Genomic DNA, 14333 nt, shown 5'->3' with positions numbered 1-14333 from the left:
GGCCCGGGAGGATCTTTCCTCCCGCAGCCTGCCGTTTGAGGAGTTGTGATCATGTTTGGTTCAGCTACTGCCAACCCGCCCGCACAACGCGATCTGCCGTCCAGTGACAGCGGTAGCCCAACGCCGGATGCCCAGCCGCCTTATCTGCTGGAAATCAGCCATATCAGCAAGGGCTTCCCCGGTGTCATCGCGCTCAACGACGTCCAACTGCGTGTGCGCCCCGGCAGCGTGCTGGCGCTGATGGGCGAGAACGGTGCCGGAAAGTCAACGCTGATGAAAATCATCGCTGGCATCTACCAGCCGGACTCGGGCGAAATCCGTTTGCGTGGCAAGCCGATTCGCTTCGAGACGCCACTTTCGGCCCTTCAGGCCGGCATTGCGATGATCCATCAGGAGCTGAACCTGATGCCATTCATGAGCATCGCCGAGAACATCTGGATCGGTCGCGAACAGCTCAACGGTCTGCACATGGTTGATCACCGGGAAATGCACCGCTGCACTGCCGAACTGCTGGAGCGCCTGCGCATCAGGCTCGATCCCGAAGACCTGGTGGGCAACCTGAGTATCGCCGAGCGGCAGATGGTCGAGATCGCCAAAGCTGTGTCATATAACTCGGACGTGCTGATCATGGATGAGCCGACTTCGGCCATCACCGAAACCGAAGTCGCTCACCTGTTTTCGATCATCAACGACCTGCGCGCTCAGGGTAAAGGCATCATCTACATCACCCACAAGATGAACGAAGTTTTCGAGATTGCCGACGAAGTAGCGGTTTTTCGCGACGGCGCCTATATCGGCCTGCAGCGCGCCGAAAGTATGGACGGCGACAGCCTGATCACCATGATGGTAGGGCGTGAGTTGACGCAACTGTTCCCCGAGCGGGAAAAGCCGCCAGGCGAAGTGCTGCTTTCAGTCAGCAACCTGTGCCTGAACGGCATTTTCAAGGACGTGAGTTTCGATTTGCGTGCCGGAGAGATTTTTGGCATTGCCGGATTGATGGGGTCAGGCCGGACCAATGTGGCCGAGACCCTGTTCGGCATAACCCCCAGCGACAGCGGCGAGGTACGCTTTGATGGCACTACGGTACACATTGCCGACCCGCATCAGGCCATTGAACTGGGTTTTGCGCTGTTGACGGAAGACCGCAAGTTGACTGGGCTGTTTCCATGCCTGTCGGTGATGGAAAACATGGAAATGGCCGTGCTTGCCAACTATGCCGGCAACGGTTTCGTGCAACAGAAGGCACTGCGTGCGCTGTGCGAGGACATGTGCAAAAAACTTCGGGTCAAGACCCCGTCACTGGAGCAGTGCATCGACACCTTGTCGGGCGGTAACCAGCAGAAGGCGTTGCTGGCACGCTGGCTGATGACCAATCCCCGGGTACTGATTCTGGATGAGCCCACCCGCGGCATCGACGTAGGGGCCAAGGCGGAAATCTATCGCCTGATCTCCCTGCTCGCCAGTGAAGGCATGGCCGTCATCATGATCTCTTCAGAGCTGCCGGAAGTCCTCGGTATGAGCGACCGGGTCATGGTCATGCACGAAGGCGAAATGATGGGGATCCTCGATCGAGGCGAAGCGACCCAGGAAAAAGTCATGCATCTGGCCTCCGGCCACAAGGTTCATTGAGTTCGCACTACAGCGCTCGGTAGAAGAAGAACAAAAGGGGAACGAACATGAGCAACGCGATTTCGCAAAACAAACCAGCCTTGGCACCGACCAGGAACAAACGGCGGCTGCCAACCGAGCTGAGTATTTTTCTGGTGCTGATCGGCATCGGCCTGATCTTTGAGCTGTTTGGCTGGATCGTCCGTGATCAGAGCTTTCTGCTCAACTCCCAGCGTCTGGTGCTGATGATCCTTCAGGTATCGATCATCGGCTTGCTGGCCATCGGCGTGACTCAGGTGATCATTACCACAGGCATCGACCTGTCATCCGGTTCGGTGCTGGCACTGTCGGCGATGATTGCCGCGAGTCTGGCGCAAACCTCGGACTTTTCCCGGGCGGTATTCCCTTCCCTGACCGACCTGCCGGTGTGGATTCCGATCGTGGTCGGGCTCGGAGTCGGGCTGCTGGCGGGTGCCATCAACGGCAGCATCATTGCCATAACCGGTATTCCGCCGTTCATTGCCACGCTGGGCATGATGGTCTCCGCGCGTGGCCTGGCGCGTTTCTACACCGAAGGTCAGCCGGTGAGCATGCTCTCGGATTCCTACACGGCTATCGGGCAGGGCGCGATGCCGGTGATCATCTTTCTGGTGGTGGCGGTGATCTTCCACATCGCCTTGCGTTACACCAAGTACGGCAAATACACCTACGCCATCGGCGGCAACATGCAGGCTGCGCGTACTTCCGGGATCAACGTCAAGCGCCACCTGGTTATCGTCTACAGCATCGCCGGGCTGCTGGCCGGGCTGGCAGGGGTGGTTGCCTCGGCACGTGCCGCAACCGGGCAGGCCGGGATGGGCATGTCTTATGAACTGGACGCTATCGCTGCCGCAGTCATCGGCGGCACCAGCCTGTCCGGTGGGGTAGGACGAATTACCGGCACTGTGATCGGTGCGCTGATTCTCGGCGTAATGGCCAGTGGTTTTACCTTTGTCGGCGTAGATGCTTATGTTCAGGACATTATCAAAGGTCTGATCATTGTAGTGGCGGTGGTAATCGATCAATATCGCAACAAGCGCAAGACCAAGCGCTGATTTCAATCATCTGCATCAAAGGGCCTTTTCAGGCCCTTTTGTGCGTTGGATGTTGCAGGAACCGATTAGCTGTCAGCAGGTCAGAGCCTCATCAAGCAGCATGCTGGCTGGGTCTTTCGCCCACATTTCAAGGGTTTTACGGCAATTGTTGTACAAAAATCCTTCAATTGTGTTGCCGAGCCCGCTAGCCGGCCTTAGACTGCCGCCCCTCGTAAATTGAGTGCCAGGTGGCGCTTGGAGATTATTGGTTTGCACGGCAACGTCAAGCCGCTCCTCAATGCACGTTTTTTTATAGAGAAATAAATGACAAAGGAAAAGTTGCTGGCCATGCCGGCCGATGACTACATGAACGCCGAGCAGCACGCTTTCTTCGTCGAGCTGTTGCAGGGCATGAAGGTCGAGATCCACGAGCGAATCGAGCAGAGCCGTATTGCGATCGAGAGCCTGGACACGCCTGCCGACCCTGCAGACGCTGCTTCGGTTGAAGAGGAGCGTCACTGGCTGGTCAATGTGATTGACCGCGACCAGCGCATGCTGCCCCAGTTGGAAATGGCCCTTTCGCGTATTGCCGACGATACCTTCGGCTGGTGCGATGACAGCGGTGAGCCAATCGGCCTGAAGCGTCTGCTGATCAGCCCGACCACCAAATATTGCATCGAGGCGCAAGAGCGCCACGAGCAGATCGACAAGCACCAGCGCCAGGCCTGATACGCAGGCAGCAGCTGAGTGACCGAACCGGGAGGCAAGCGATTGCCTCCCGGTTTTGTTGTGCGCGGAATTTGTCGAAAACGGATTGCTCGCTACGACCAACGGGGCATGGCATAAGGCCGTTATCTAGCGTTTAATAAACGTAATAATGATAAATACCGACGGGGTGACGCAGCATGGCCGAGAACCTATCCATGGCAGCCGGATTACCACTGGCCGATGCTCGCGGTGCTGCGTCGAAGTGGTGGGTGCCGGCGGTGCAAAGTGTCGTGTTGTGCCTGCTGTTCGCCGCCATGAGCGTTATCGGTTTGTCTCTCTATATCGTCATTCCCGCAGCGCTGCTGGTGGCCTGGCTGCCGCTTTTGTTGCGCAGAAGGCAGCCTGGCTTGCAAGTCGAGGCAAGTGACAGTGATATCGCGCTGCTGACCCGCGACCTGTCGCGTACCACCAGTCACAATGCACTGTCGGCCGCTCAGGTGGCATTTTCTGTCGGGCAACTGGCGGGCAAGGTGCAGTCGCAGCTGGGTGCTGCCGGACAGATAGTCAACAGCGCCGAACAGATGATTGCGACCGAGCAGCAGACTGCCCAGTTGAGTCAACAGGCGTTGGTTGCAGCCAGCGAGGCGCGTCAGCGCAGCGAATCGGGAAGCAGCGTTCTGAATGAGTCCATCGAGCGCATGCACCTCTTGAGCAAGCGTGCTATCGGCAGTCGTGAGTTGATCGAGGCGCTGAGCCAGCGCAGTGAAGAAATCCAGCGTGTGACGCTGGTCATTCAATCCATCGCCAGCCAGACCAACCTGCTGGCGCTCAATGCGGCCATCGAAGCCGCCCGGGCAGGTGAGCACGGGCGCGGTTTCGCGGTGGTCGCTGACGAAGTACGCGGGCTCGCGGGCCGTACCGCCAGCGCCACCGGGGAAGTCGGGCAGATGGTGGCCGATATCCAGCAGCGCACCGCTCAGGTGGTGGAGCAGATTCGCGAGCTGTCTTCTGACCTCGATGCTGGGGTCGAGCAGGTCGAGCTGACCGGCCAGCATCTGGGCAACATTGCCCGGCTTGCGATCGAGGTGGAAAGCCAGGTCAGCGAAATTGCTCAAGGCGCGAGGAGCAATCAGGACCAGTTGGCCAGCCTGTTCGATGCTGTCGAGCACATGCGCAGTGATCTTGCCGTCAGCGATGAACAAACCCGGCAACTGGCCAAAGCCGCCGTGCAGATGGAGGGGCAGGCCGAGACCATCAGCCAGCGGCTGGCTCAGGTCGGTCTGGATGAATATCACCAGCGTATCTACGACCTGGCCCGTGAAGGTGCGCGGTTGATCGCGGAAAAATTCGAGGCTGATATTGTGCAGGGGCGCGTCAGCCTGGATGACTTGTTTGATCGCAACTACAAACCCGTCCCCAATACCTCACCCACCCGCTTTACCACGCGTTTTGATCGCTACACCGATCAGGTCTTGCCAGCATTGCAAGAACCGCTGCTCTCGCGCCATGAAGGTCTGGTATTCGCCATTGCCTGCACGCAGCAAGGTTATGTGCCGACGCACAACAACGCTTTCAGTCAGCCTTTGACAGGCGATGCGACGGTGGACAATGCGCGTAATCGAAGCAAGCGCAAGTTCGATGACCGTACCGGCATTCGCTGCGGCAGCCATCAACAGCCTGTCCTGTTGCAAACCTACACGCGGGACACTGGCGAGTTGATGCACGACCTGTCCGTGCCTATTGTGGTCAACGGGCGACATTGGGGTGGTCTGCGCCTTGGGTATAAACCGCAAAGCCGCTGATTTTTTAAAACAGGCGGCTCAGGTTAGATCAAGTATTAAATAACCTGCCGGTTGGTTTTTCTATTTGGTGAAATTGCGGGTTCTGAAACCCGTTTGCACACACGTGTAGGTGTTTGTTTATAAATAATAAATACCTGACGACAGAAGTTGTAGGAATGCTCTGAATACGCGCTGCATGACTTGACTGATCACCGTCTTTAAGCAAGCTGTTTAAATCAACGTTATTTACGTTTTGATTTAAGTGCGGCCTTTTCTTGGCCTGCCTCTAAGGATGGAAAAGACATGAACGATAAATGGAGTGTCGAACAAACAGCAGCAATCTCGGATGTGGTAACGCGGCGCGTTACCGCGCGGGTCGGAATTTTCTTCGACGGTACGGGAAATAATCGCGTCAACAGTCAGATCGGGGCTGACTGTCAGGCATTGATTGAAATAAATGGTGGTCAGCACATTAAAGAGTGCGCGGGTCGTCATGCTCATTCTGGCAGTAGTTACAGTAATGATCCGAGCAATATAGCCAGGCTGGTCGATCTTTATCGTCTGCAGCGTGTTGCCGAACATGACAGTGCAGGCTTGAGAGTGTACTACTCGATCTATGTAAGCGGGGCGGGTACTACCTCCGGCGGGCGTGATTCGGTATGGCCGGGGCAGAGTTTCGGTCGGGGCACCACTGGTGTGATATGCAAGGTGGAAAATGCATTCAGAAAGCTTGAAACGGTATTGAAGGCATTTCCACGGGACAACCCGGATTGTGTACTGGAAGGGCTTGAGCTGGACGTGTTCGGCTTCAGTCGCGGTGCTGCGTCGGCCAGGCACCTGGCCAACGAAGTGCTGAAACAGCAGGCAGGAATGCTTGAGCCGATACTTCAAAGCCGCAAGGTCAGGCTCAGTGAGCATTTCAGTTGGCGCAACGGCAGTGTACAGCTCAAGGTTATCGGCCTGTTCGACACTGTCGCCGCCATCGGCAGTTTCAGGGATATGGGCAATACCCGGGACGCGAACAACAGGAGGGTCAATCTTTACTTGCCGCCGGGGTGTGCCCAACAGGTGCTGCATCTGGTGGCTCGTGATGAATCACGGCGTAACTTCGCGCTTAACAGCGTCCTGCCGGCATGGCCGAAAGAAATCGTTTTACCCGGTGCCCATTCCGATATAGGCGGTGGTTATCCTCCACAGATGGAAGAAAGCGTGTTGCTCACGCGTCCGCAAAGCAGCCAGGTCAATCGTGACAGCCCGTGTGAGGCGGCGCCTTGCTGGAAGGACGCCCAGGCCCTGTTAAGCGCCATGAGCCGGGATGACTGGATCGACCCGCTGGACAGCCAGGCATTTCTGAGGGTTCAGACCTGCGAAAGCAAATGTTACCCGTGCAGAAAAACCCTGAATGGCATGAAAACGATCGTTGCTGCAGTGGGGATGAACCGCCAGGTTTTTGGTCACTTGTCGAGGGTGTCGCTACAGGTCATGCATGCACTGGCCTGTGACGAGGGGGTGCCTTTCGGCCCGGTGCCAAACAGCCTTGAATTTCAGCTTCCTCCCGAGCTCGAACGCATTTCAGCCCGCCTGATCGATTATGCGCGAGGCGGGCCTTACTTACTGGACAGTCATGAAGAGCGGCTATTGCGCTGGCGCTATATCCATCAGTCCGCGCACTGGAATGCAGTGGTCGGCAGAATGGGCACCTTTGGCGACGCCGTCTTTGTGCATGCTCCGCAACCGGGTGGCAGGACGTTGCATCCCAATGTCGGCCAGCCCGGTTATCCGCAGTAGGAATCAACGCCCGAGTGGTTCACTCGGGCTTTTTGTGAAGGCGCACATTCAGTTCGTCGACCACCATCGCCCATTCGGCATCCTCATGCAGCTGCTCCTTGAGAAAGTCAGCCTGCCGCGGCGTCCAGAAGTCGGCATCAATCAGCTTCACGTCGTCAGGCAGGGGATGGCTGGCGATGAACGCTTCGATGCTCTCATCGTCCGAATCCAGTGCCAGTTGGGCGAACAGGTCGTTGATGGTCGTTGTAGTCTGTTCCATGTCATCTCCTCGCCGGGGGATATCCCCGTCTTCATCAGTTCTTATGGGAGTGGCCGACGCACTCAAGAGTTCGATGCATTTGGCCGTGTGAGAAGATGGCCTTTTGTGCTCTGCCTACAAGTGATATGTTTCCAGCATCGCCGAATGCACACTGATCGCCTGGCTGGAGCCCGTCCAGCCTTTGAGCCGTGATCAGGCTGGCCGCCGGTTTCAGGGCACCAGCGCTTTTGCGACACTGCAGTGTACAAAAGGTATATATCCCGTAGCTGCCATGAGCCGGTAGAATCTGCCACCCGCCTGCACAAGGTTTGCGGTGGCGCTTTCAGCGCTTCTGCGTGCAGCGTGCCGGAAAATTTCCGGTCGCTTGACGCGGTCTATGGATTAACCACTTTCTTGACTGCCCTGACATCAGGCAGCCTCATTTTCATGTTTGAGGGTTTGTACTTTGGCTGTAAGTAATCTGGATACCCATGCCTTGTTCGTGCTCGGCGATCTCCGCGCACAGTTGGTCAAGCAGTTTCAGTCCCGTTTTGTCTACATCACCGAGCAGTCAGCCGAAGGTATTTATATCGCTGAAATCGACACCGAAACCGCTCTGGTCGTCGACGACAAGCCGCGCCTGGAGCTCAAGGTAGGCGATCATTTCCGCGCGTCGGTATTGCCAAGCCGTGAAGGCGGCAAGCTCGAATTGAAATTCCGTGAAATCAAAATGACTGTGTATGGGCTGGGCGAATATGCATTCGTCGATATCCCTGAAGGCCACGGCATTGTGTTCAAGGAAGGTCAGGCTGTGGTCATGGTGTTTGCCGCAAAAGAGCAGTTGCAGATCGGCATGAGCAAGGTTCTCAAAGGCGCAGTCGGCAAGGCCGCCAAATGGCGCAAGGGCGAGCTGACCTTCAAGGCCAGCGAGTAACGCTGACCAGGCTGAGAGCTCAGCCGCCTGCCGATTCTCCATTGCCAGTGCCGCTACTGACTTCTGCGGGCACATCGTCACCGGCCATGCGCTTGCGGAACAACGCTGTACGCGCCAGCAGCAGCGTGGTCACAGGCACGGTGATTGCCAGCAGCACCGGAATCAGCCAGGCGTGAATCACCGGCTCTGCCTTCAGAGCAGAGAAATAGATGATCGACGCCAGCGCGACGCACCAGGCACCCAGCGTCGACGCGAGGGCTGGCGGGTGCATGCGCTGGAAGAAGTCCTTGAGGCGCAGCAGCCCGAGAGCACCGGTCAAGGCGAACAGACTGCTGGCGATCAGCAGCCCGGCGGTCAGTATCTCGGCCCAGAAGGGCACGGTGTTCGGCAGTCCGGTCATTCGATCACTTCTCCGCGCAGCAGGAATTTGGCCAGAGCGAAGGAGCCGACAAAGCCGAACAGGGCAATCAGCATGGCTGCTTCGAAGTACGTGTCACTGGCGTAGCGGATGCCGAGCACCAGCATCATCAGCATGGCAATGATGTACAGGTAGTCCAGCGCCAGCACCCGGTCCTGGGCAGAGGGGCCCTTGAGCAGGCGGAGCAGGGTGATCACCATCGCCAGGGCGAAGATCAGCAGGCTGATCAGGATCGCGTTGTCGAGCAGTGCACTCATTGAAAGATCTCCATCAACGGTCGCTCATAGGTGGTCTTGAAGTGTTCAATGAATTGCGCTTCATCCTCCAGATCAAAAACATGCATCAGCAGCACACTGCGATCCAATGCCAGTTCCGACCATACCGTTCCGGGTACGACCGTAGTGACCATCGCCAGCGCGGCGAGGCCGTGGGCATCGTGCAGGTCCAGCGGGATACGCACAAAAGCCGAGCGTGGCGGACGACCTTCCAGGCGCCATACGCTCAAACCGACCTGAAGGTTGGACACCACCACATCCCATCCGACCGTGCACAGAAACTTCAGGATTGTGCCGGGTTTGCGGATGCGCACCGGCAGCGGGCGCAGCGGTGCCATCAGCAAGGGCGCGAGAAAGCCCAGCACGGCACCCAGCAGCAGGTGGCCAGGGCTGATCGACAGGTTCAGCACCAGCCATAACAGCCACAGTGCCAGAGAAAGCAGAGGAGCCGGAAACAGGCGCTTCATGGCTGCCCCTCCGAACTGACTTCCTGGCTGGTAGGGCCGGGTATCGGGCGTGTGGCAAGCACCGACTGCACATACTGTTTGGGTTCATGCAGTGCGGCGGCGGTGTCCTGGGTGTAGCGCAGCAAAGGCTCTGCCTTGAACGTCAGCGCAACGCACAGGCCCAGCAGGATGATGATCGGCAGGCATTCGTTGCGGCGCAGCAACGGCGGAGGACGCTCGTGCGGTGTCCAGAAGCGCTGGGTGCCGAGCCTGGAAAAAGCGATCAGCGACGCCAGCCCGGAAAAGATCAGCAGGCCGATCAGCAGCCATGCCTGGATTGAGAGCGCTTCGTCCTGCGCGACGTCCAGCCCCAGCGGGTTCATCAGGGCGCTGAGCAGCGTGAGTTTACCGATGAACCCCGACAGCGGTGGCATGCCGATAATCAGCAACGCACAAGCGATAAAGCTCAGGCCCAGAAATGCCATGGTCATGGGGATGACTTGACCGACCACGACTTTCTGCTCGTCGTCCAGGTTGGTGCCGGGTGGCGGATGCAGCGACTCAAGGGTGCGGGGCAGTTGATCCACGTCGTACTCCAGAGGGATCTCGTTGGCCGAGCGGGAACGCTCGACCAATTCGCCCAGCAGGAACATGGCGCTCAGCGCCAGCGTCGAGCTGACCATGTAGAACAGCGCACCCGAAGTCAGGCTCGGCTGGGCGAAACCGACCGCAGACAGCAGAATGCCCGCTGACACCAGTATGCTCAGGCTGGCGAGGCGCTCCAGGCGCTGGGCAGCGATGATCGCAATCGCAGCGGTGAAAATCGTCGCCATGCCGCCGTAGATCAACCATTCGCCGCCGAAGAATGCCGAGGCCCCGGCCTGCCCGGAAAACAGCAGCGTCCACAGGCGTAGCAGGGTGTAAACGCCCACTTTGGTCATGATCGTAAACATTGCCGCTACCGGCGCGCTGGCTGCTGAATAGGCCGGGACCAGCCAGAAGTTCAGTGGCCACATGCCTGCCTTGGCCAGAAATGCCGTGGCCAGAATGGCAGCGCCAGCATGCAGCAGGCCCAGATCTGACTCTGCCACTTGCGGGATCTTGATCGCCAGATCGGCGAAGTTCAACGTGCCGGTCACGCCGTAGATCAGCGCAGCGCCGATCAGGAACAGCGACGAAGCCAGCAGGTTGATGGAAATGTAATGCAGGCCGGTCGACACCCGCGCCCGGCCGGAGCCGTGCAGCATCAAACCGTATGACGCTGCCAGCAGGACTTCAAAGAATACGAACAGGTTGAACAGGTCGGCGGTCAGGAATGCGCCATACAGCCCCATAAGCTGGATCTGGAACAGTGCGTGGAAACTGGCACCTGCCCGGTCCCAGCGCGCCAGCGCGAACAACAGGGCGCAAACACCGATGATGCCGGTCAGCACCAGCATCAGTGCCGACAGGTGATCCACCACCAGCACGATACCGAACGGCACACCCCAGTTACCTGGCAGGTAGACACCGATCGAGCCACTGTTGCCGCTGTGCTGTACCCAGAGAAACAGCACCACGGAAATACCCAGCCCGAGGATGCTGGAAAACAGATTGATGCGTCCCTTGAGCGGCCGATGCTTTTCGCCCAGCCAGAGCATCAGCCCGGCGGTCAGTAACGGCAGCAGGATCGGCGCAATGATCAGTTGATTCATCCAGCTCATGCCTTGGGCTCCCGGCCATCTACATGGTCGGTGCCGGTCAGGCCTCTGGAGGCGAGCAATACCACCAGAAACAGCGCGGTCATGGCGAAGCTGATGACGATGGCGGTCAGTACCAGCGCCTGCGGCAGTGGGTCAGTGTAATTGAGCAGGTCCTGGGGAATGCCGTCCTTGATGATCGGTTCTCTGCCGATGAACAGGCTGCCCATGCTGAAAATGAACAGGTTGACCCCGTAAGACAGCAGGCACAGCCCCATGACCACCTGAAAGGTGCGTGGCCGCAGGATCAGCCAGACGCCCGAGGCGGCCAGCACGCCGATGGCGATTGCAATGACTTCTTCCATCAGAGGATTCCTTGCGGGTTGGCAACGGGTTTGGGCAGTTGCGTCGGACGGTGGCTGCGCACCGACTGGTGAGCCAGCGCGGTGAGGATCAGCAGCGTGGAGCCGACGACCACGGCGTACACACCGACATCGAAGAACAGCGCACTGGCGATGTGAATATCGCCCAGAATCGGCAAATCGACGTGCGCGGTGTGCGTGGTCATGAACGGATAACCCAGCACCATGGAACCCGCTCCGGTCAGAACCGCGCACAACAGGCCTGTGCCCATCCAGCGTAATGGACGCAGGCTCATTTGCGCCTCGACCCATTGGGTACCTGCCACCATGTATTGCAGAAGGAACGCCACCGACATCACCAGACCGGCTACAAACCCGCCGCCTGGCTGGTTATGACCTCGAACGAACAAGTACATCGAGATGATGAAGGCAATCGGCAGCAGCAATCGCACCAGCGCTGCCGGAACCATCATGAAGCCGAGTGCGGTATCGCTGGCACTGCGCGGGTTGACCAGGTCAGTCACCACGTCACGGGCCAGCAGGCGTTGCTGTGTGGGCAGCAGAATGCTTTCCTTCGGCGGGCGGAAGCGACGCAACAGGGCAAACACTGTCAACGCCACCGCCGCCAGCACGGTGATTTCGCCAAACGTATCGAAGCCGCGGAAATCCACCAGCATCACATTGACCACGTTGGTGCCACCGCCCTGAGGCAGCGCGCGGCTCAGGTAAAAGGACGAGATGGCGTTGGGGGTCTGGCGGGTCAGCATGGCGTAGGACAATATCGCCATGCCCAGGCCGACAAGAACCGCCAGCCCGAAGTCGCGTATTCGCCGGGTACGAGCGCGCAGGCGCGCACTCAGTGGGGCGACGTCTTCGTTGCGTCGCGGCAGCCAGCGCAGACCGAGCAGAATCAGTACGGTCGTCACCACCTCCACGACCAGTTGAGTCAACGCCAGATCAGGTGCCGAGAACCAGACGAAGGTGATGCAGGTCATCAGGCCGCAGACGCTGACCATGACCAGTGCCGCCAGACGGTGATACTTGCCTTGCCAGGCTGCACCTATTGCGCAGGCAATTGCGATAAGCCAAAGCGTGACAAACACCCCGGAGCCCGGAATCTTCGGCCGGTCGCCCCAGGTCAGGCCACTGAAATACATCGGTATGAAGCCGCCCAGTACGGCTGCCAGTACCAGCAGAAACAGTTGCGGCTGCAAGCGACGAGTGCTGACCTTGCGCTCGAAACGCCGCGCCCAGTGCATCATCACCACCTGACTGCGTTCGAAAAAGCGCTTGCCGTTGAGTCTGCCCACCAGCGGCGGGGCAGTAATGCGCTCGTGCTTGAGAGGTTTGCGCAGCAATAGATACAGGATGATACCGCCAGCCATCGCCACCAGGCTCATAACCATCGGCAGGTTCCAGCCGTGCCAGATCGCCAGGCTGTATTCGGGCAATGTTCCGCCGACTACCGGACGCGCAGCGGCGGCGAGCAGGGGAGCGACCGATTGCGCCGGGAAAATCCCCACGATCAAGCACGTCAGCACCAGCAGTTCTACCGGCGCACGCATCCAGCGCGGCGGCTCATGCGGCAAGTGCGGCAGGTCCTTGGCCGCCGGACCGAAAAACACATCGACCGTGAAGCGCAGCGAATAGGCAACGCTGAATATCCCGGCGATGGTCGCGATCACTGGCAAGGCAATTTCGACCCAGGCAGTGGCGGAAATGAACACGGTTTCGGCAAAGAACATTTCCTTGGACAGAAACCCGTTGAGCAGCGGCACGCCGGCCATCGATGCACTGGCGACCATCGCCAGTGTTGCGGTGTAGGGGAGCAGCTTCACCAGCCCACTGAGACGCCGGATATCTCGCGTTCCGCTCTCGTGGTCGATAATCCCGGCGGCCATGAACAGCGAGGCCTTGAAGGTCGCGTGGTTGAGAATGTGAAAGACCGCAGCTACCGCAGCCAGCGGGCTGTTGAGGCCCAGCAACAGCGTGATCAGGCCCAGATGACTGATGGTCGAGTAGGCCAGCAGGCCCTTCAGATCATTCTGGAAGATGGCCGCGTAGGCACCCAGAATCAGCGTGCAGGCACCTGCGCCGCTGACGATCCAGAACCATTGCTCAGTGCCGGACAACGCAGGCCACATTCGTGCCATGAGAAACACCCCGGCCTTGACCATGGTCGCCGAGTGCAGATACGCCGACACGGGTGTAGGGGCGGCCATTGCGTGGGGCAGCCAGAAATGGAAGGGGAACTGGGCGCTTTTGGTCAGCGCGCCGATCAGAATCAGGGTCAGTAACACCGGGTACAGGGCATGCGCACGAATCGCGTCGCCGGAGGCCAGGACACGGTCCAGGTCGTAACTGCCGGCCACATGGCCGAGGATCATCATGCCGGCCAGCAGCGCCAGCCCCCCCGCACCGGTGACCATCAGCGCCATGTAAGCGCCGCGCCGTGCATCGGCGCGGTGGTGCCAGTAGCCGATCAGCAGGAACGAGAACAGGCTGGTCAGTTCCCAGAAAAACACGATCTGAATCAGATTGCCGGACATCACCAGGCCGAGCATGGCGCCCATGAAAGCCAGGAAAAACGCGAAGAAACGCGGTACCGGATCATCTGGCGACATGTAGTAGCGGGCGTAGAGCGAGACCAGCGCACCAATGCCCAGCACCAGCATCGAAAACAGCCAGGCGAAGCCGTCGATACGCAGAACGAAGTTCATCCCCAGGCTCGGCAGCCAGAAGTACTCTTCGCGAATAACGCCGCCGTCGGCGATCTGCGGGAACCACAATGCCATCTGGATAGCGCCGATGAGGGCGACCAGACCGGCCAGAAACGATTCTGCGTTACGCGCGTTGTGCGGCAAAAAGGCCGCCAGACAGCTGCCGATGAAAGGCAGAAGCAGTAGAACTATCAGGGACATAGGCTTCTAATCTGCAGGGGAATGTCAAGCATCATACGTGCCAGACACCCCGATACCAAAGGGACTGTTTCCGAAATTTCCTACAAAAAGTGTCTGCTGTTT

Annotated in this window: 13 protein-coding genes; 6 read left to right on the top strand and 7 right to left on the bottom strand. The window is 58.7% G+C overall.

The genetic code is table 11. The annotated features are described in order from the left end of the window. Positions 1 to 51: 51 nt before the first annotated feature. From KP808_RS15750 to KP808_RS15730, 5 genes are all read left to right on the top strand, one after another. Positions 52 to 1629: a sugar ABC transporter ATP-binding protein gene (locus tag KP808_RS15750; protein WP_058409045.1), complete on the top strand. Its 1578-nt coding sequence runs from the start codon at positions 52 to 54 to the stop codon at positions 1627 to 1629. A gap of 47 nt (positions 1630 to 1676) precedes the next feature. After that, on the top strand, positions 1677 to 2702 hold the full coding sequence (locus KP808_RS15745; RefSeq protein WP_002554079.1) for an ABC transporter permease: 1026 nt from the start codon (positions 1677 to 1679) through the stop codon (positions 2700 to 2702). 303 nt (positions 2703 to 3005) lie between these two features. After that, positions 3006 to 3410 carry a TraR/DksA family transcriptional regulator gene (locus tag KP808_RS15740; RefSeq protein ID WP_002554078.1) on the top strand — a complete coding sequence of 135 codons (405 nt, stop codon included), beginning with the start codon at positions 3006 to 3008 and terminating at the stop codon, positions 3408 to 3410. Between the two features lie 176 nt (positions 3411 to 3586). Continuing rightward, complete coding sequence (locus tag KP808_RS15735) at positions 3587 to 5191, top strand: methyl-accepting chemotaxis protein (protein WP_230016470.1); 1605 nt, start codon at positions 3587 to 3589, stop codon at positions 5189 to 5191. A gap of 282 nt (positions 5192 to 5473) precedes the next feature. Further along, a complete protein-coding gene (locus tag KP808_RS15730; RefSeq protein WP_230016469.1) occupies positions 5474 to 6958 on the top strand; it encodes a T6SS phospholipase effector Tle1-like catalytic domain-containing protein in 1485 nt (494 codons plus the stop codon). A gap of 19 nt (positions 6959 to 6977) precedes the next feature. Here KP808_RS15730 and KP808_RS15725 read toward each other — a convergent pair whose 3' ends face one another. Continuing rightward, positions 6978 to 7217 carry a DUF2789 domain-containing protein gene (locus KP808_RS15725; RefSeq protein ID WP_002554074.1) on the bottom strand — a complete coding sequence of 80 codons (240 nt, stop codon included), beginning with the start codon at positions 7215 to 7217 and terminating at the stop codon, positions 6978 to 6980. 445 nt (positions 7218 to 7662) lie between these two features. Here KP808_RS15725 and KP808_RS15720 point away from each other — a divergent pair, with 445 nt between their 5' ends. After that, the gene (locus tag KP808_RS15720; protein ID WP_058401610.1) at positions 7663 to 8130 is read left to right on the top strand and encodes a hypothetical protein; all 468 of its coding nucleotides are present in this window, start codon (positions 7663 to 7665) and stop codon (positions 8128 to 8130) included. Between the two features lie 19 nt (positions 8131 to 8149). On the opposite strand, the gene KP808_RS15715 is transcribed toward KP808_RS15720, so the two are convergent. From KP808_RS15715 to KP808_RS15690, 6 genes are read right to left on the bottom strand one after another with little or no spacing between them, the layout of a single operon-like run. Further along, positions 8150 to 8530 (bottom strand): Na+/H+ antiporter subunit G, encoded by a 381-nt coding sequence (locus KP808_RS15715; protein WP_002554072.1) that lies wholly within the window; start codon positions 8528 to 8530, stop codon positions 8150 to 8152. Then, positions 8527 to 8805 (bottom strand): K+/H+ antiporter subunit F, encoded by a 279-nt coding sequence (locus KP808_RS15710; RefSeq protein WP_002554071.1) that lies wholly within the window; start codon positions 8803 to 8805, stop codon positions 8527 to 8529. The genes KP808_RS15715 and KP808_RS15710 overlap by 4 nt, the downstream gene beginning before the upstream one ends. Beyond that, positions 8802 to 9290, bottom strand: a complete 489-nt coding sequence (locus KP808_RS15705) for a Na+/H+ antiporter subunit E (protein WP_058401611.1) — start codon at positions 9288 to 9290, stop codon at positions 8802 to 8804. Before KP808_RS15705 ends, KP808_RS15710 begins: the two co-directional genes overlap by 4 nt. Beyond that, on the bottom strand, positions 9287 to 10972 hold the full coding sequence (locus KP808_RS15700; protein ID WP_230016468.1) for a monovalent cation/H+ antiporter subunit D: 1686 nt from the start codon (positions 10970 to 10972) through the stop codon (positions 9287 to 9289). Before KP808_RS15700 ends, KP808_RS15705 begins: the two co-directional genes overlap by 4 nt. Then, positions 10969 to 11313, bottom strand: coding sequence for a Na+/H+ antiporter subunit C (locus tag KP808_RS15695; protein ID WP_002554068.1), 345 nt, complete (start codon positions 11311 to 11313; stop codon positions 10969 to 10971). Before KP808_RS15695 ends, KP808_RS15700 begins: the two co-directional genes overlap by 4 nt. After that, on the bottom strand, positions 11313 to 14231 hold the full coding sequence (locus KP808_RS15690) for a monovalent cation/H+ antiporter subunit A (RefSeq protein WP_230016467.1): 2919 nt from the start codon (positions 14229 to 14231) through the stop codon (positions 11313 to 11315). The genes KP808_RS15695 and KP808_RS15690 overlap by 1 nt, the downstream gene beginning before the upstream one ends. Positions 14232 to 14333: the final 102 nt, after the last annotated feature.

The organism is Pseudomonas savastanoi, assembly GCF_020917325.1.
In the GTDB taxonomy this organism is placed as follows: domain Bacteria; phylum Pseudomonadota; class Gammaproteobacteria; order Pseudomonadales; family Pseudomonadaceae; genus Aquipseudomonas; species Aquipseudomonas amygdali.
Note: the sequence above shows the minus strand (reverse complement) of the source record. Positions and strands in the feature narration are given on the sequence as shown.

Bases quoted from the DNA above. Each gene is read 5' to 3' on its own strand.
- KP808_RS15750 (WP_058409045.1), top strand. From the start codon at position 52: ATGTTTGGTTCAGCTACTGCCAACCCGCCCGCACAACGCGATCTGCCG.
- KP808_RS15745 (WP_002554079.1), top strand. From the start codon at position 1,677: ATGAGCAACGCGATTTCGCAAAACAAACCAGCCTTGGCACCGACCAGG.
- KP808_RS15740 (WP_002554078.1), top strand. From the start codon at position 3,006: ATGACAAAGGAAAAGTTGCTGGCCATGCCGGCCGATGACTACATGAAC.
- KP808_RS15735 (WP_230016470.1), top strand. From the start codon at position 3,587: ATGGCCGAGAACCTATCCATGGCAGCCGGATTACCACTGGCCGATGCT.
- KP808_RS15730 (WP_230016469.1), top strand. From the start codon at position 5,474: ATGAACGATAAATGGAGTGTCGAACAAACAGCAGCAATCTCGGATGTG.
- KP808_RS15725 (WP_002554074.1), bottom strand. From the start codon at position 7,217: ATGGAACAGACTACAACGACCATCAACGACCTGTTCGCCCAACTGGCA.
- KP808_RS15715 (WP_002554072.1), bottom strand. From the start codon at position 8,530: ATGACCGGACTGCCGAACACCGTGCCCTTCTGGGCCGAGATACTGACC.
- KP808_RS15710 (WP_002554071.1), bottom strand. From the start codon at position 8,805: ATGAGTGCACTGCTCGACAACGCGATCCTGATCAGCCTGCTGATCTTC.
- KP808_RS15705 (WP_058401611.1), bottom strand. From the start codon at position 9,290: ATGAAGCGCCTGTTTCCGGCTCCTCTGCTTTCTCTGGCACTGTGGCTG.
- KP808_RS15700 (WP_230016468.1), bottom strand. From the start codon at position 10,972: ATGAGCTGGATGAATCAACTGATCATTGCGCCGATCCTGCTGCCGTTA.
- KP808_RS15695 (WP_002554068.1), bottom strand. From the start codon at position 11,313: ATGGAAGAAGTCATTGCAATCGCCATCGGCGTGCTGGCCGCCTCGGGC.
- KP808_RS15690 (WP_230016467.1), bottom strand. From the start codon at position 14,231: ATGTCCCTGATAGTTCTACTGCTTCTGCCTTTCATCGGCAGCTGTCTG.